Source organism: Actinomadura macrotermitis (genome assembly GCF_009604375.1).
Taxonomy (GTDB): domain Bacteria; phylum Actinomycetota; class Actinomycetes; order Streptosporangiales; family Streptosporangiaceae; genus Spirillospora; species Spirillospora macrotermitis.
Genome location: NZ_WEGH01000001.1, coordinates 2,010,373 through 2,026,833 on the forward strand (window position 1 = coordinate 2,010,373; position 16,461 = coordinate 2,026,833).

Here is a 16,461-nt window from a genome sequence, read left to right on the forward strand (position 1 = left end):
GGTCAGGTTAGCCGGGCGAACAGGTCGGTCTCGCGCCCGCCGGGGCCGGGCGGCCCCGCCTCCCCGGCCAGCAGCGTGAAGTACTCGGTGCCGAACGCCTGCTGCCCGAGGTTGTTCGACAGCGCGAAGTAGGGGCCGACGGCCTCGGGCGCCACCGTCACCTGCGTGCGGTGCGCGCGCAGCGCCGCCAGCTTGGCCGGCAGGTACGCGCGCGCGTCGACCGCCGTGGTGATCTGCCCGTCCGGCACCCCCGAGCCGAGCTCGTCCAGGCCCGCGACGCGGTCGAACGGCAGCTTGGCCTCGCGCATCACCGCGATCGCGCGGGCCAGCACGGTGCGGGGCGTGGCGTAGGCGTAGAGCTTGGCGACCCGCCACGGCTCGCCGCCCGCCCACCGCGGGTCGGCGGCCAGCTCCACGGCCCGCAGCGTCACCCGGTGCGCCTGGATGTGGTCGGGATGCCCGTAGTTGCCGTTGTCGTCGTAGGTGACGACCACCTGCGGCCGCACCTCGCGGACCACCTCGGCGAGGGCGCCGGCGGCCTCGTCCAGGTCGGCCCGCCAGAAACAGCGCGGGTCGTCGTTGGACGGGGCGCCCATCATGCCCGAGTCGCGCCAGCGGCCCGCGCCGCCGAGGAACCGGTGGTCGGCGACGCCGAGCGCCGCGCACGCCCGCGCCAGCTCCCCGATCCGGTGCTCGCCGAGCCGGTCCTCCTTGTCGGCGGCCAGATGGCGCAGCTCGGGAGGGATGACCTCGCCCTCCTCGCCCAGCGTGCAGGTGACCAGGGTGACGTGCGCGCCCTCGGCCGCGTACTTGGCCATGGTCGCCCCGGTCCCGATGGTCTCGTCGTCCGGGTGGGCGTGGACGAACAGGATGCGCGGCTCGGTCATGGACCAACCGTACTCAGCACGCGGACCGCCCGGGGCGACCGCCCTCCCGCTACTGGCGGGCGCCGGTCCCGGTGTCGTGGCCCTGCCCGCCGGCGCCCGGATCGGTGCCGCCCGGGCCGCCGGTCTTCGGCGGCTTCTTGGTCGGCTCGGTGGGCGCCTTGGTCGGGACCGTCGGCTCGGTGGCCGGCGTGGTCGGCTCCTCGGTCGGGACCGTGGGCCGCTCGGTCGGCGTCGTCGGCGCCTCGGTCGTCGGCTCGACGGTGCGCGGGCGGCGGGTGCGGGTCGGCTGCTCGGACGGGGTGTCGTCCTCCGACTGCGACCCCGAGGCGCTGGTGCTCGGCGCCGGGGAACCGGAGTCCGACGGCTTGCCGTCGCCGCCCATCTTGGCCATCGCGATCCCGACGACCAGCGCCAGCACCGCGATCGCGACGACCGCCGCGACGATCGGCATCTTGGACCTGCGCTCGGGCTCGTACCCGCCGCCGTACCCGCCGCCGCCGTAGCCGCCGTCGCGGGTGTCGTCGAAGCCGGGCGCGGGCGGGAGCGTGCCGGCGTACGCGGCCGGGGACACCCGCTGGGTGCCGCCGCCGGCGGCCGGCATCGTGGTGTGCGGCGGCGGCAGCGGCGCGCCCGCCGCCATGTGCTCGCCCTCGGCCAGGAACGTGGTCGCCTGCGCCGCGTCCTCCGCCCGGGTCTGGCCCACCGGGCCCGCCCCGATCAGGTTCATCATCAGCTGCTGCGCGGTCGGCCGCCGCTCGGGCTCCTTGACCAGGCAGGCCGCGATCAGCGGCGCGATGTCGGCCGGCACGCCCTGCAGCGAGGGGGGCTCGTTCATCACCCGGTTGATCACCGCGACCACGGTGTCGTCGCCGAACGGCGGGCGGGCGGTCGCGGCGAACACCAGCGTCGCCGCCCACGCCCACACGTCCACCGCCTCGGTCAGCTGCGCCCCGGCGACCTGCTCGGGCGCCATGTAGGAGGGGGTGCCGATCGCCTTGGTCGCCGCGGTCTGCCCGACGTCCAGGGCCCGCGCGATACCGAAGTCGATCACCCGCGGCCCGTCCGGCGCCATGATCACGTTGTGCGGCTTGAAGTCGCGGTGCACGATCCCGGCCTGGTGGATCGCCACCAGCGCGGTCGCCATGCCGATCGCCAGGCGCTCCAGCGCGGCGCCGGTGATCGGCCCCTCCTGGGTGATCTGCCGGTACAGCGACGGCCCGGGCACGTACTCGCTGGCGATGTAGGGGCGGTCCCCGGCCATGTCGGCCTCCAGGACCTGCGCGGTGCAGAACCGCGCGACCTGCTTGGCCGCCTGCGCCTCCCGGACGAACCGGTTGCGCGCCGAGGCGTCCTCGGTCAGGTCGGCCCGCAGCAGCTTGATCGCCGCCTTGGCCCCGTTCCCGTCCACGCCCAGGTAGACGACCCCCTGGCCGCCCTCACCCAGGCGCTCCAGGATCTCGTACGACCCCAGCCGCCGGGGATCTCCCGGCTGCAGCTCCGGCATGGACACTCCTTATAACCCTCGGGGCGAAGTCTTGAGCTTACGCGAGCCCGCCCGCGATCACCGGTCGTTCCCCACCGGCGTGGTTCAACCCTGTGATCGCGGGCGGATCGCCCTACGCGCCGTACTTCCAGATGACGCCCTGGCGGCCCAGGGTCCCCGCGGCCCACAGGGACCTGGTGCCCGGGATCAGCGCCAGGTCGCCGTAGTCGCCGTCACGCCCGCCCCAGCTGGGCACCGCGACGGCCGAGACCTTGGCATCGGCGATGTGGAAGAGGTCGGAGCCGCTGGAGGAGGCCATCCAGAAGCCCTTCTTCCCGTCGTGGGCCAGGGACACCAGCCGCTTGGCCTTGACGGGGTACTGCTTCCACTTCTTGCCGTTCCAGTGGACGAGCGCGCTCTTATTGAGGTAGCCGCCCCCGGCGGAGTTCTGGAACGACACGGTGGCCCACACGTCCTTGGGACCGACGGCGTGGATGTCACTGAAGATGGCTTCGTACGCCTTGGGCACCGAGAACTTGGGTGCGGCGACGGCCTGCCACTTCTTGCCGGTCCACCGCGTGAGGCTCTGCCGGCTCTCCCGGGTGTTGTGCTTGGTGAGGTCGGCCGACGCCCACACGCCGGTGCCCTTGCGGGCGCCGAGGCGGTAGGCCCCGTCGTTGGGGACCGGCACCGCGCGCCAGGTCTTGCCGTCGAAGCGCTGGATCCACTGCTTGCACGACCACGCCTTGCACGGGGCGCCGCCGCCCGAGACCCAGACCTCGCCGGGGGCGCCGGTGGTGGTGACGTCGTTGAGCCAGGCGTTCTTGGCGAACGTGCGGCCGGTCCAGCGTGTGCCGTCCCAGTGCACGCCGAAGATGGTCAGACCGTCGACGCCGTCCTTGCGGGCCGCGCCGATGGCCCACACGTCCTTGGCCGAGGTCGCCACGACCCGTTCGAGCACGGCGTTCTTCTCGGGGGCGAGGGCGGCGGGGACGGGCATCTCCCGCCAGGCCCGGCCGTCCCAGCGCTCGACCAGCATGATCGAGTCCTGCCTGGACCCGACCGCCCAGGCGGTCGTGGCGTTCAGCGCGGTGACGTCGTGCAGCTCCCGGTAGTCGGCGGCGGTCCGGTGCGTGATGCGCCAGCCGGGGGCGGCCTGGGCGGGAACGGCGAGGCCGAGGACCGCGGCGCCCAGCGCGGTTCCGGCGAGCACGGGGCGAAGAAGTCGGGACATACAGGCATCCCTTCGGAGGGGCGGGGAGGGGGCCGCTCGCATGATCGCGAACGGCGTCGCCGGGACATTACCGGCAAAGACTGACAATGTCGCTGACAATGCGCCGATCCCCGGGTGGGCGGCCGTTCAGGCGGCGGACCCGGCTGGCAGACTCGGTCCATGAGCATCAGCTATCCGCGGCAGAGTGCCCGCACCCGGCGGTTCACCCTCGGCGTCCCGCGCTCCTTCCAGATCGCGCCGGACGGGTCGTTCGTGATCTTCCTGCGCACCCAGGGCGGCGACGACCCGGTCACCTGCCTGTGGACGCTGGACACCGCCACCGGCGAGGAGCGCCTCGTCGCCGACCCGGCCGCGCTGAACGTCCCGGGCGAGGAGAACCTGCCCGCGGAGGAACGCGCCCGCCGCGAGCGCGCGCGCGAGCAGGCCGGCGGGATCGTCGGGTACGCCACCGACCGCGATGCCAAGCAGGCCGTGTTCACCCTCGGCGGGCAGCTGTACGTCGCCGACCTCGCCTCCGGCCAGGTCCGCGTCCTGCCCGCGCAGACGCCGGTGTTCGACCCGCGCCCCGACCCGGCCGGCCGCCGCGTCGCCTACGTGTCGGGCCGCACCCTGCGCGTCATCGAGATGGACGGCACCGATGACCGCGCCCTCGTCCAGCCCGAGAGCGACCAGATCTCCTACGGCCTCGCCGAGTTCATCGCGGCCGAGGAGATGAACCGGATGCGCGGCTACTGGTGGTCGCCCGACGGCGGGACGCTGCTGGTCGCGCGGGTCGACGAGACCCCGGTGCACCGCTGGACGATCGCCGACCCGGCCAACCCCGACCGGCCCGCGACCGAGATCGCCTACCCGGCGGCCGGCACCCCCAACGCCATCGTCGGCCTGGTGCTGCTGAACGTGGACGGCGGCCGCACCGGCGTCGCCTGGGACCGCGGCGAGTTCCCCTACGTCGTCACCGCCGGCTGGGACCGGCACGGGCTGCTGATCGTCGTGCAGTCCCGGGACCAGCGCTCCCAGCGGGTGCTGAAGGTCGACCCGCTCGGCGGCGAGACCACGCTGCTGCTGAACGCGCACGACCCGGTCTGGTCGGAGATCGTGCCGGGCATCCCGGCGCGGACCGGCGGCGGCGAGCTGGTGTGGATCGCCGAGGACCGCGAGACCGGCACCCGCCGCATCACCGTCGCGGGCGAGCCGGTCACCCCGGGCGGGCTGCAGGTGCGGGCCGTGCTGGGGGTGGAGGGCGAGGAGATCCTGTTCACCGCCTCCGAGGAGCCCACCGAGATCCACCTGTGGCTCTACCGGCCGGACGGACCGACCCGGCTCACCGAGGGGCAGGGCGTGTTCAGCGGCGTCCGCTCCGGCGAGGTCACCGTCGTCGCGGGCGCCCGGCTGGACGCGCCGGGCTCGGAGGCCGAGGTGCGCGGGCCCGGCGGCGTCCACCCCGTCGCGTCGTACGCCGAGACGCCGTCGATCACGCCGAAGGTCGAGCTGCTGCGCGCCGGTGACCGCGAGATCCGCACCGCGGTGCTGCTGCCGACCGGCTGGGAGCCCGGCCAGGGCAAACTGCCGGTGTTGATGGACCCCTACGGCGGCCCGCACGCGCAGCGCGTCCTCGCCGTCCAGCGCGCCTACTGCGAGGCGCAGTGGCTCGCCGACCAGGGCTTCGCCGTCGTCATCGCCGACGGCCGCGGCACCCCGGGCCGCGGCCCGGACTGGGAGCGCGCGGTGCACGGCGACTTCACCGGGCCGGTGCTGGAGGACCAGATCACCGCGCTGATCGAGGCGGCCCGGCAGCACCCCGACGCGCTGGACCTGGACCGGGTCGGCATCCGCGGCTGGTCGTTCGGCGGCTGGCTCGCCGCGCTGGCGGTGCTGGCGCGGCCCGACGTGTTCCACGCGGGCATCGCGGGCGCGCCGGTGACCGACTGGCGCCTCTACGACACCCACTACACCGAGCGCTACCTCGGCCACCCCGACGAGGAGCCGGAGAACTACGCCGCGAACTCGCTGATCGAGATGGCCGGGAAACTCACCCGCCCGCTCATGCTCATCCACGGCCTGGCCGACGACAACGTGGTCGCCGCACACACACTGCGGCTCTCCTCAGAACTCGTCGCCGCCGGCCGCCCGCACACCGTGCTGCCCCTGTCGGGTGTCACCCACATGACGCCGCAGGAAGAGGTCGCCGAGAACCTGCTGCTGCTGCAGGTCGACTACCTCAAGAAGAACCTGTGACGGCGGGGCCCGCCGCCGGGACTACCGGTCGGCGGCGGGCTCCTGCTCACCGTGCCAGCTGCGCCACAGGGCGGCGTAGGAGCCGTCCGCGGCGATCAGCTCGTCGTGGGTGCCGAGCTCGCTGATCCGGCCGTCCTCCACCACCGCGACGCGGTCGGCGTCGTGCGCGGTGTGCAGCCGGTGCGCGATCGCCACGACCGTCCGGCCGTCCAGGACGGCGGCCAGCGACCGCTCCAGGCGGCGGGCGGCGCGCGGGTCCAGCAGCGAGGTCGCCTCGTCCAGCACCAGGGTGTGCGGGTCGGCGAGCACCAGCCGGGCCAGCGCGAGCTGCTGCGCCTGCGCCGGGGACAGCGCCGCGCCGCCCGCGCCGACGGCGGCGTCCAGGCCGGGCCCGTCCCAGGCGACGGCCTCCAGCGCGGCGGCGATCCGCTCCTCCGGCGCGTCCGGGCGCGCCATCACCAGGTTGTCGCGCAGCGTGCCGCGGAACACGTGGTGCTCCTGGGTGACCAGCGCGACGTGGCCGCGCAGCGCGGCGAGCGGCAGGTCCGCCAGCGGCGCCCCGCCGACGGTGACCGACCCGGCGCGCGGGGCGTCCACCCCGGCCAGCAGGCGGCCGAGGGTGGACTTGCCGGCGCCGCTCGGCCCGACCACCGCCAGGCGCTCGCCGGGCCGCAGGTCCAGGTCCACGCCGTGCAGGACGTCGTGGCCGGGCCGGTAGGCATAGCGGACGCCGCGCGCGGTCAGCCGTTCCCCCGCCGGGCGCGCGCGGTCCGGAACACGGGCCGGCGCGGCGTCGCCGACGCCGAGCAGCCGGGCCAGCGACGAGCCGCCGAGCTGCAGCTCGTCCAGCCAGGTGAGCAGCGCCTCGATCGGCGCCATCAGCTGCTGCGCGTACAGGGCGGCGGCGGTGACCTGGCCGAGGGTGGCCATCCCGCGCAGATGGAACCAGCCGCCGACCAGCAGGCACGCCGCGACCGGCAGCACGAACCCGATCTCGATCACCGGGTACAGCACGGTGCGCAGCCCGAGGGTGTAGCGCTCGGCGGCGAAGCTGCGGGCGATGTCGTCGTCGCCGCGCCGGCGCCGCCGCCCGGCCAGCCCGAACGCCTCGACCGTGCGCGCGCCCTGCACGGTCTCGGCGAGGCCGTCGGTGAGCTCGGCCCACGCCGCGCCCTCGCGCAGGTAGCCGCCGATGGCGCGGCGCAGGTACCAGCGCATCACGCCCCACAGCAGCGGGACCGCGACCAGGCACGGCAGCATCAGCAGCGGGCCGGTGAGCGCGAGCGCGCCGAGGGTGAACCCGGTGACGATCACCGCGATGACCGTCTCGGGCACCGCGTACCGGACGCTCGTGCCGAGCTGCTCGACGTCCCGCGAGGAGCGGCTGACCAGGTCGCCGGTGCCGGCCCGCTCCACGACGGGCAGCGGCAGCGCCAGCACCCGCGTCACGAACTCCTCGCGCAGCCCGGCCAGCACCCGCTCGCCGAGCCGGGCCGAGGCCAGGTAGGCGTACCGGGTGAGCACGCCCTGCGCGACCACGAACGCGGCGATAGCGAGGGCGACCCGGTCGATGTGGGCGGTGCCGCGGGTCACGCCGTCGACCAGGTCGCCGAGCAGGCGCGGCGCGACCAGGCCGGTGACGGCGGCGAGGATGTGCAGCACCAGCGCGGCCGCCAGCGGGCGCGGATGGCGCAGCACGAGCCGCCGCGCGTAGGCCCGCACCCGCGCCGTATCGGCGACGGGCAGAACCGTGCTCATTGCCTCGCCTCCGCTCGGCGGCTCGCCGCCGTCTCACGCGACGGCTTCCCTCGTCGTAGGCTCCTCGGTCCAGCCGCCGCGCGGCGGCTCGCAGTACTCATCACATTCCCCTGGTGACGCACGCGGCGTAGCGCGGCGCGCTGCCCAGCAGGTCGCGGTGGGCGCCTTCGGCGGCCACCCGGCCGTGCTCGACGTAGACGACATGGTCGGCGCGGTCCAGCACCAGCGGGCTGGTGGTGCACACGACCGTGGTGCGGCCCGCGCGCGCCTCGCCGAGCCGGGCGGCGATGCGGGACTCGGTGTGGGCGTCGACGGCGCTGGTCGGCTCGACCAGCACCAGCACCTCGGGGTCGGCGGCGAGGGCGCGGGCGAGCCGGAGCCGCTGCTGCTGCCCGCCGGAGAACTCCCGGCCGGCCTCGGCGACGCGGGCGTCCGGCCCGGCCGCGGCGACCACGTCCGCGGCGCAGGCCGCCTCGACCGCCATGGCGAGGTCGCCGCCGCCGCGGGCGGGGCGCAGGCCCTCCCACAGCGGCCCGGCGAACAGCCGGTCCTCGTTGACCGCGACCAGCACCCGTTCCCGCAGGCCGGCGACGTCGCGCAGCGGCACGCCGCCGTAGGTGACGTCGCCGCCGGCGTACCGGCCGAGGCGGTCGGCGATGGCCTGCGCGTCGCGCGGGTCGGACGCAGCGATCGCGGTGAACACGCCGGGCCGCGCCACGAAGCCCGACGCCGTGTCCACCAGCTCCGCCGGTCCGGCCGGGCGGACGGTGCCGGTGTCGGGCAGCTCGGGCTCCAGCGCGAGCAGCCGCACGACGCGGCCCGCCGCGACACGGCCCTTGGTCAGCTTGCCCGCCGCCTCGCCCAGCGTCTTCAGCGGCTGGATCAGGAACACCGCGTAGCCGTAGAACGCCACCAGCTGCCCGACGCTGATCGTCCCGGCCGCGGCGTACCGCGCGCCGAGCCAGGTGACCAGCGCGACCAGCAGGCCGGGCAGCAGGATCTCGGCGCCGCTCAGCATCGACTCGGCGCGCGCGACGTCCACGCCGGCCCGCCGCACCCGCTGCGAGTCGTCCCGGTAGCGGCCCGCGAACAGCTCCTCGCCGCCGACGCCGCGCAGCACCCGCAGCCCCGCGACCAGGTCGGTGGCGCGCGAGTTCAGCTCACCGACCAGCTCGCGGTGCCGCTCCTCGCGCGCCTGCAGCGGGCGCAGCAGCGGCGCGGCCGCCGCCAGGATCACCGGGACCCCGATCAGCACGACCAGCCCGAGCCGCGGCGAGGTGCCGAGCAGCATCCCCGCCACGACGACGATCCCCACGACCGCGCCCGTGCCGCGGCCGAGGATGTCGACCGCGTCGCCGAGGTGCGCGACGTCGGAGACGCCGACGCTGACGACCTCGCCCGCGCTCATCCGCCTCGGCAGCGTCGCGCCGAGCCGGGACGCCTGCCGGGTGACCACCTGGACGGTCCGGTAGGCGGTGCCGAGCCAGACGAAGACCGACAGCCGGTGCCGGAACACGCCGGCCATGGCCTGCAGGGCGCCGAGGCCGAGCAGCGCCGCCGACCAGGCCAGCAGCGCGTCCCCGTCGCGGGCGGCCACGCCCCGGTCGATCGCGCGGCCGACCACGGCCGGCATCAGCGCCTGGCTGAGCATCCAGACCACGGCGAACAGCACGGACCCCGCCACGCCGCGCCGCTGTACGCGCACCAGCCAGCGCAGGTAGCGCCCCGGCGTCCGATGGACGGGCGTACCTGGATCTTGGACCGGTAAGCGCTTCACCCGTCGACGGTAAGCGGCGGCCCCGCTCCGGCACGAACGGTTTTCCGGCGGTGCCCGGCGCCCGTTCCGGCCCCCTCGGGGGGTGCGTGCCCGCGAGGGAAGGCGCTAAAGTCGGACAGGTACGGGAGCGATGTTCCTCCGCTCCTCGCGCCGGGACCTTGGCGGCTGGGCAGATGCCGCTGCCCGGCACGGTCCGTCCCGCCGGACCGGCCCCGGCCTCGTCCGCGAGGCGGCGCCGGAACCCCCGGGGCGGCCCGGCCGTTGCCAGTGCGCCAGCCCGCCGACAGTCCGGAACCCTTTGTGAGCACCCTCAGCCATCAGCAGCACCCCGTCTCCCCGGCCGCCGAGGAGACCGTCGAGCTGCTCCTCATCGACGACGACCCCTCCGACGTCTTCCTGGTCGAGCGGATGCTCCAGGGCAGCGGCCTGGACGCCCGGATGACCGTCGCCGGCGACCTGGACTCGGCCCGCCGCAAGCTCACCCGCCGCATCCAGTGCATCGTGGTCGACCTGTCGGCGCCCGGCGTCGACCGCATCGACGGGCTGCGCGAGGTGCTGGCGCTGTCGGGCACCGCCGCCGTGGTGGTGCTGACCGGGCTGGACGACGCGCACCTGGGCGTCCAGGCCGTCGCCGCCGGCGCCGAGGACTACCTGGTCAAGCAGCAGGTCGACGGGCCGCTGCTGGCCCGCGCCATCCGCTACGCGATCGAGCGCAAGCGCGCCGAGGAGACCGAGCGGCGCCTGGTCGAGGCGCGCATCCTCGGCCGCGAGAACGCCCGGCTGGAGCGCGGCCTGCTGCCGGTCCCGCTGATCGACGACCCGGCGCTGCGGCACCACACCCGGTACCGGCCCGGCCGCCGCCGGGCGCTGCTCGGCGGCGACTTCTACGACACCGTGCAGACCGAGGGCGGCGCCGTCCACCTGATGATCGGCGACGTGTGCGGGCACGGCCCCGACGAGGCCGCGCTCGGCGTCCAGCTGCGCATGGCGTGGCGGACCCTGGTGCTGGCCGGGCACACCGGCGAGCAGCTGCTGGGCACCCTGGACACCGTGCTCGGGCACGAGCGGCGCAGCGAGGAGATCTTCACGACGCTGTGCATGGTGACGATCGCGCCGTCGCGGCGCACCGCCCGGATGCACCTGGCGGGCCACCCGGCGCCGCTGCTGTTCCGCGACGTGCCCGGCGGCCCGCCGCAGGTCGCGCCGCTGCCCGACTACGGGCACGGCCCCGCCCTCGGCCTGGTGCCCGGCGCCGAGTGGCCGACCACCGAGATCGACCTCGGCGAGTCCTGGGGCCTGATGCTCTACACCGACGGCATCATCGAGGGCCGCGTCGGCCCCGGCTCGGCCGACCGGCTCGGCACCGACGGCCTCACCCGGCTGGCCGCCGCGGCGCAGCGGCGGGGCGCGGCGGGACGGGCGCTGATCGACGCGCTCGTCACCGAGGTGGAGCGGCTGAACGGCGACTCACTCGCCGACGACCTCGCCGTGCTGCTGTTGTCACATCGCCCCTGAACCGGCCCGCGAGTTCCCGCACCCCCTGTGAGGTCCCTCACTAAGCGGGCCTGACGCGGTGTAGGAAAACCCCGCTCCCACACTGTTCATAGCCTCAGGCTATCGAAACAAGTGCGGTGATGACTTGGAAGTCTTTACCGAGGCAGGCATACCTTGCGGGCGTGGCTATAGCGATACCTGCGATCTATCGATCGACCGTCGGCAAGAAGGCCGTGATGGCGGTGACCGGCGGCATCCTGGTGATGTTCCTGGTCCTGCACATGGTGGGCAACCTGAAGATCTTCCTCGGGGCGGAGGACTTCAACCATTACGCGCACTGGCTGCGCACCGTGGGCGAGCCCGCCGTGCCGCACCGCACCGTGCTGACGCTCACCGAGGTCGTCCTCGGCCTCGCGGTCGTCCTGCACATCTGGTCGGCGACATCGCTGGCGCGCCGCGCGCGCGCAGCCCGCCCGGTGAAGTACCACTCGAAGAAGAAGTCGCACGCGCACGGCTATGCCACCCACACGATGCGGTACGGCGGCGTCATCGTGCTGCTGTTCATCATCTGGCACCTGCTGGACCTCACCTTCTTCGTGGTGAACCCCAAGGGCTCCGACGCCACCCCCTACGAGCGGGTCGTCGCCGACTTCGACCCCTCCCGCTGGTACATCACCATCTGGTACGTCCTCGCCGTCCTGCTGGTCGGACTGCACCTGTGGCACGGCGTCTGGAGCGCCTTCAACTCCCTCGGCCTGCGCTCCCGCCGCAACGAGAAGAGCCTGCGCCTGCTGGCCGGCGCCCTCTCCGTCGTGATCGCCCTCGGCTTCATCGCCGCCCCGGTTTCCATCACCTTCGGATGGGTGAGCTGAACATGACCGACAGCTTCTACAAGTCCGGCGAGCCGATCGCCGACGCCAAGGCCCCCCAGGGCCCGATCGAGAACCGCTGGACCACGCGCAAGTTCGAGGCCAAGCTCGTCAACCCGGCCAACAAGCGCAAGAAGAAGATCATCATCATCGGCACCGGCCTGGCCGGCGGCTCGGCCGGCGCCACCCTCGCCGAGGCCGGCTACCACGTCGTGCAGTTCTGCTTCCAGGACAGCCCGCGCCGCGCCCACTCCATCGCCGCGCAGGGCGGCATCAACGCCGCCAAGAACTACCGCAACGACGGCGACAGCGTGCACCGGCTGTTCTACGACACCGTCAAGGGCGGCGACTTCCGCGCCCGCGAGTCCAACGTGCACCGCCTCGCCGAGATCTCCACCCAGATCATCGACCAGTGCGTCGCGCAGGGCGTGCCCTTCGCCCGCGAGTACGGCGGCCTGCTGGACAACCGCTCCTTCGGCGGCACCCAGGTCTCGCGCACCTTCTACGCCCGCGGCCAGACGGGGCAGCAGCTGCTCCTCGGCGCCTACCAGGCCCTCATGCGCCAGGTCGACGCCGGCAACGTCGAGCTGCACCCCCGGCACGAGATGCTCGACCTGATCATGGAGGACGGCCGCGCCCGCGGCGTCGTCGTCCGCAACCTGATCACCGGCGAGATCTCGCACCACACCGGCGACGCCGTCGTGCTCGCCAGCGGCGGCTACGGGAACGTGTACTTCCTGTCGACCAACGCCATGGGCTCCAACGTCACCGCCTCCTGGCGGGCGCACAAGCACGGCGCCTACTTCGCCAACCCCTGCTACACCCAGATCCACCCGACCTGCATCCCGGTCAGCGGCGACCACCAGTCCAAGCTGACCCTGATGTCGGAGTCGCTGCGCAACGACGGCCGCGTCTGGGTGCCGAAGAAGGCCGGCGACGAGCGCAAGCCGTCGTCGATCCCCGAGGACGAGCGCGACTACTACCTCGAGCGCATCTACCCCTCCTTCGGCAACCTGGTGCCGCGCGACATCGCCTCGCGCGCCGCCAAGAACGTCTGCGACGAGGGCCGCGGCGTCGGCCCCGGCGGCCTCGGCGTCTACCTGGACTTCGCCGACGCGATCGAGCGGCTCGGCCGCAAGTCCGTCGAGGCCAAGTACGGCAACCTGTTCGAGATGTACGAGCGCATCACGGGCGAGAACCCCTACGACACCCCGATGCGCATCTACCCCGCCGTGCACTACACGATGGGCGGCCTGTGGGTCGACTACGACCTGCAGTCCAACATCCCCGGCCTGTTCGTCATCGGCGAGGCCAACTTCTCCGACCACGGCGCCAACCGCCTCGGCGCGTCCGCGCTGATGCAGGGCCTGGCCGACGGGTACTTCGTGCTGCCGAACACCGTCGGCGACTACATCGCCCGCACCGAGCTGCCGCCGGTCGCCGAGACCGCGGTCGCCGAGGCCGAGACCCGGGTCAAGGACCAGGTCGAGAAGTTCCTGTCCATCGACGGCGACCGCACCGTCGACTCCTTCCACCGCGAGCTCGGCCACATCATGTGGGAGTACTGCGGCATGGAACGTACCGAGGAGGGCCTGCGCAAGGCGCTGGAGCTCATCCCGGCGCTGCGCGAGGAGTTCTGGACCCGGCTGAAGGTCACCGGCAAGGGCGACGAGCTGAACCAGCAGCTGGAGAAGGCCGGCCGCGTCGCCGACTTCCTCGAACTCGGCGAGCTCATGGTGATCGACGCGCTGCACCGCGCCGAGTCCTGCGGCGGCCACTTCCGCGCCGAGAGCCAGGACGAGGACGGCGAGGCCAAGCGCGACGACGCCAACTTCGCCTACGTCGCCGCCTGGGAGTGGGCGGGCGAGGGCGAGCAGCCCGTCCTGCACAAGGAAGCCCTCGAGTTCGAATACGTCAAGCCCACCCAGAGGTCGTACAAGTAATGAAGCTGACCCTGCGCATCTGGCGCCAGACGAACGCCGCCGACAAGGGCAAGATGGTCGAGTACCCCATCGACGACATCTCGCCCGACGCCTCGTTCCTGGAGATGCTGGACGTCCTCAACGAGAAGCTGATCGCCGAGGGCGAAGAGCCCGTGGCGTTCGACCACGACTGCCGCGAGGGCATCTGCGGCATGTGCTCCCTGGTCATCAACGGGACCCCGCACGGCCCCGAGCGCAACACCACCACCTGCCAGCTGCACATGCGCAAGTTCAAGGACGGCGAGGTCATCGACGTCGAGCCGTGGCGCGCCAAGGCGTTCCCGGTCGTCAAGGACCTGGTCGTGGACCGCGGCGCGTTCGACCGGATCATCCAGTCCGGCGGCTACATCTCGGCGCCGACCGGCACCGCCCCCGAGGCCCACTCGGTCCCGGTGCCGAAGCCCGACGCCGACCGCGCCTTCGAGGCGGCCGAGTGCATCGGCTGCGGCGCCTGCGTCGCGGCCTGCCCGAACGGCTCGGCGGCGCTGTTCCTCGGCGCCAAGGTCACCGCCCTCGGCCTGATGCCGCAGGGCCAGCCCGAGCGCTGGGACCGCGTCGTCGGCATGCTGGAGACCCACGACGAGGAGGGCTTCGGCGGCTGCACCAACACCGGCGAGTGCACCGTGGCCTGCCCGAAGGGCATCCCGCTGGACGTCATCGGCCGCCTGAACCACGACTACATCAAGGCGACCGCCGGCGGTCGCCGAAAGTGAGCATGCCTGCACCGGCTGCTCGCTAGGCTGACCTGGTCGCTCGGCATCTCCGCTGGTACCCGACCAGCGGACTCCATTGCGGCCCGCCAGCGGTTGCCTCCAGGTAGTCCTGCTTGAGCGATCGAGAGCGCCCCGGCCCCTGGCCCGGGGCGCTTTCGCGTTCAGGACCCGGTGACCAGGGTCTCCACGCCCGCCGGGAGGCTGCCGGCGAGGGCCGCCTCCACCAGGAAGGTCTCCAGGGTGTCCTGGAAGGCGCGGGCCGCGTGGGTGAGGTCCACGTCCTTGCGGTGCGCGAGGGCGATCGTGCGCTGCAGGCCGGGGCCGGGCTGCCCGCGCCGCGCCGCGGCGTCCTCCTCGGCCTCGCTCAGCACCAGCGGGGTGCCGCGCAGCCCCGGCCGCCCGGCCAGCACCATGCTCGGCACGACCGCGATGCCGAGGCCCGCCTCGACGAACCGCAGCACCGCGTCCATCTCGCCGCCCTCGACGGCGAAGCGCGGCTCGAACCCGGCGGCCCGGCAGGCGCCGATGGTGGCCTCGCGCAGGTCGTAGCCGGAGCGGAACATCACCATCGGCCGGTTGCGCAGGTCGGAGATCCGCAGGTGGGCGCGGCGCGGCATGTGCGCGGGCGCGCGGTCGCCGCGCGCGCCGGGCTCCACCGGCGAGGCGACGACCAGGTGCTCGCGCAGGATCGGGGTGGTGTCCAGCGGCGGGTCGCCGTGCAGCGGCAGGATGACCAGTGCCAGGTCCAGCGAGCCGCGGGTCAGCTCGCGGACCAGGTCGCGCGAGCCGCCCTCCTCGACCAGGATGCGGATGCCGGGGAAGGCGTCGTGGAAGCGGCGCAGCACGTCGCCGAGCAGCCCGGCGCACAGGGACGGCGTCGCGCCGAGCCGGACCCGGCCGCGGCGCAGCCCGGCCAGCTCCTGCACCTCCAGCCGGGCGGTCTCGACGTCGGCGAGGATCCGTTTGGCCGTCGGCAGCAGCGCCTCCCCGGCGGGTGTCAGCGTGATGTTGCCGCGGGCGCGGCTGAACAGCGACGCGCCGAGCTCGGCCTCCAGCGCCCGGATCTGCTTGGACAGCGACGGCTGGGCGATCCGCAGGAGTTCCGCCGCCTGGGTGAAGTGCCGGACCTCGGCGACGGCGACGAAGTACGCGAGCTGCTGTAACTGCACCCTGCACACAGTACGGCCCCGGTCCGGCGGGGCCGGCGCGCGGTCAGCGGGCGTGCTCGCGCAGCGCCTGCAGGTCGTGCACGATGACCCTGCGGCGGCCGGTCTCGACCAGGCCGTCCGCGCGCAGCGTGCGCAGCGCCTTGCTGACGGCCTCCCGGGACGCGCCGACCCAGCCGGCCAGTTCCTCCTGCGACAGGTTCAAGGTGATCCGCACGCTCTTGCCCCCGCCGCCGCTGTAGGGGACGCCGAAGCGCTCGGCGAGCTCGACCAGCCGTTCGGCGACCCGGCCGGTGGCGTCGAACATGCCGAACTCGGCGCGTTTGCGGTCGGCGTCGCGCCACCGCTCGCACAGCGTCTTCATGATCAGGATGGACGCGGCGCCGTGCGTGCGCAGGAAGCCCATGAAGTCCTCGGCGGTGAGCGCGAGCGCGCGGGCCGGTTCCAGTGTGGTGACGGTCGCCGACCGGGGCCGCCGGTCGATCGCGGCGACCTCGCCGAGCAGCGAGCCGGGGCCGCGCACCGCCAGCAGCGCCTCGCCGCCGTGCTCGCGGTTGGAGAAGGCCTTGACGCGGCCGGTGAGCAGCACCGCCACCCAGGAGGACCGCTCGCCCTCCTGGAAGAGCACCTCGCCGCGGGCGAACTCGCGGATCCGGCCGCGGTCTTCCAGGTCGGCCCGGTCCTGCGGGGACAGCTCGGCGAGGAACGAGCCCGGTTCCAGCACGCTCATGTCTCCAAGCTAAAGGGACATGTCCGTCTGGGTAACTCTTACTTCAATCACGAACGCATCACGCGTTCTGTGCACTCGTCCCTATTCAACGCCGTCCCGCCGCGCCACCGTGGACCACGACGTGCCCCGGCCG

At 73.8% G+C, this 16,461-nt stretch carries 12 protein-coding genes; 5 read left to right on the plus strand and 7 right to left on the minus strand.

Translation table 11 applies throughout. The features are described from left to right. Nucleotides 1-2: 2 nt before the first annotated feature. The 3 genes from mshB to ACRB68_RS09260 form a co-directional block, all read right to left on the minus strand. Nucleotides 3-887: an N-acetyl-1-D-myo-inositol-2-amino-2-deoxy-alpha-D-glucopyranoside deacetylase gene (gene mshB, locus ACRB68_RS09250; RefSeq protein ID WP_153531693.1), complete on the minus strand. Its 885-nt coding sequence runs from the start codon at nt 885-887 to the stop codon at nt 3-5. A 49-nt stretch (nt 888-936) separates the two neighbouring features. After that, nucleotides 937-2,391 (minus strand): serine/threonine-protein kinase, encoded by a 1,455-nt coding sequence (locus ACRB68_RS09255; protein ID WP_153531694.1) that lies wholly within the window; start codon nt 2,389-2,391, stop codon nt 937-939. A gap of 112 nt (nt 2,392-2,503) precedes the next feature. Continuing rightward, nucleotides 2,504-3,604: a hypothetical protein gene (locus ACRB68_RS09260; protein WP_153531695.1), complete on the minus strand. Its 1,101-nt coding sequence runs from the start codon at nt 3,602-3,604 to the stop codon at nt 2,504-2,506. Nucleotides 3,605-3,763: 159 nt separating this feature from the next. Between ACRB68_RS09260 and ACRB68_RS09265 the strand changes: the two genes are divergently transcribed. After that, nucleotides 3,764-5,839, plus strand: a complete 2,076-nt coding sequence (locus tag ACRB68_RS09265) for a S9 family peptidase (RefSeq protein WP_153531696.1) — start codon at nt 3,764-3,766, stop codon at nt 5,837-5,839. Between the two features lie 21 nt (nt 5,840-5,860). Here the strand turns inward: ACRB68_RS09265 and ACRB68_RS09270 are convergent, their stop codons facing one another. Further along, nucleotides 5,861-7,597, minus strand: a complete 1,737-nt coding sequence (locus tag ACRB68_RS09270) for an ABC transporter ATP-binding protein (RefSeq protein ID WP_153531697.1) — start codon at nt 7,595-7,597, stop codon at nt 5,861-5,863. 100 nt (nt 7,598-7,697) lie between these two features. After that, complete coding sequence (locus tag ACRB68_RS09275) at nt 7,698-9,374, minus strand: ABC transporter ATP-binding protein (protein WP_328593957.1); 1,677 nt, start codon at nt 9,372-9,374, stop codon at nt 7,698-7,700. A 300-nt stretch (nt 9,375-9,674) separates the two neighbouring features. Between ACRB68_RS09275 and ACRB68_RS09280 the strand changes: the two genes are divergently transcribed. The 4 genes from ACRB68_RS09280 to ACRB68_RS09295 all read left to right on the plus strand — a co-directional run bounded on the left by ACRB68_RS09280 (nt 9,675) and on the right by ACRB68_RS09295 (nt 14,432). After that, nucleotides 9,675-10,889, plus strand: coding sequence for a PP2C family protein-serine/threonine phosphatase (locus ACRB68_RS09280; protein WP_328593958.1), 1,215 nt, complete (start codon nt 9,675-9,677; stop codon nt 10,887-10,889). Nucleotides 10,890-11,050: 161 nt separating this feature from the next. Then, nucleotides 11,051-11,740, plus strand: a complete 690-nt coding sequence (locus tag ACRB68_RS09285) for a succinate dehydrogenase cytochrome b subunit (protein ID WP_328593959.1) — start codon at nt 11,051-11,053, stop codon at nt 11,738-11,740. A 2-nt stretch (nt 11,741-11,742) separates the two neighbouring features. Further along, nucleotides 11,743-13,680, plus strand: coding sequence for a fumarate reductase/succinate dehydrogenase flavoprotein subunit (locus tag ACRB68_RS09290; RefSeq protein WP_153532486.1), 1,938 nt, complete (start codon nt 11,743-11,745; stop codon nt 13,678-13,680). Beyond that, nucleotides 13,680-14,432, plus strand: a complete 753-nt coding sequence (locus ACRB68_RS09295; RefSeq protein WP_153531699.1) for a succinate dehydrogenase/fumarate reductase iron-sulfur subunit — start codon at nt 13,680-13,682, stop codon at nt 14,430-14,432. The genes ACRB68_RS09290 and ACRB68_RS09295 overlap by 1 nt, the downstream gene beginning before the upstream one ends. 161 nt (nt 14,433-14,593) lie before the next feature. On the opposite strand, the gene ACRB68_RS09300 is transcribed toward ACRB68_RS09295, so the two are convergent. Together ACRB68_RS09300 and ACRB68_RS09305 are read right to left on the minus strand one after the other, a co-directional pair. After that, complete coding sequence (locus tag ACRB68_RS09300; RefSeq protein WP_328593960.1) at nt 14,594-15,601, minus strand: LysR family transcriptional regulator; 1,008 nt, start codon at nt 15,599-15,601, stop codon at nt 14,594-14,596. Between the two features lie 43 nt (nt 15,602-15,644). Further along, on the minus strand, nt 15,645-16,328 hold the full coding sequence (locus ACRB68_RS09305; protein WP_153531700.1) for a Crp/Fnr family transcriptional regulator: 684 nt from the start codon (nt 16,326-16,328) through the stop codon (nt 15,645-15,647). Between the last annotated feature and the right edge of the window lie 133 nt (nt 16,329-16,461).

Excerpts from the sequence above, each read along its gene's own strand:
- mshB (WP_153531693.1), bottom strand. The coding sequence starts at position 887 with ATGACCGAGCCGCGCATCCTGTTCGTCCACGCCCACCCGGACGACGAG.
- ACRB68_RS09255 (WP_153531694.1), bottom strand. The coding sequence starts at position 2,391 with ATGCCGGAGCTGCAGCCGGGAGATCCCCGGCGGCTGGGGTCGTACGAG.
- ACRB68_RS09290 (WP_153532486.1), top strand. The coding sequence starts at position 11,743 with ATGACCGACAGCTTCTACAAGTCCGGCGAGCCGATCGCCGACGCCAAG.
- ACRB68_RS09295 (WP_153531699.1), top strand. The coding sequence starts at position 13,680 with ATGAAGCTGACCCTGCGCATCTGGCGCCAGACGAACGCCGCCGACAAG.
- ACRB68_RS09305 (WP_153531700.1), bottom strand. The coding sequence starts at position 16,328 with ATGAGCGTGCTGGAACCGGGCTCGTTCCTCGCCGAGCTGTCCCCGCAG.
- ACRB68_RS09270 (WP_153531697.1), bottom strand. The coding sequence starts at position 7,597 with ATGAGCACGGTTCTGCCCGTCGCCGATACGGCGCGGGTGCGGGCCTAC.
- ACRB68_RS09265 (WP_153531696.1), top strand. The coding sequence starts at position 3,764 with ATGAGCATCAGCTATCCGCGGCAGAGTGCCCGCACCCGGCGGTTCACC.
- ACRB68_RS09260 (WP_153531695.1), bottom strand. The coding sequence starts at position 3,604 with ATGTCCCGACTTCTTCGCCCCGTGCTCGCCGGAACCGCGCTGGGCGCC.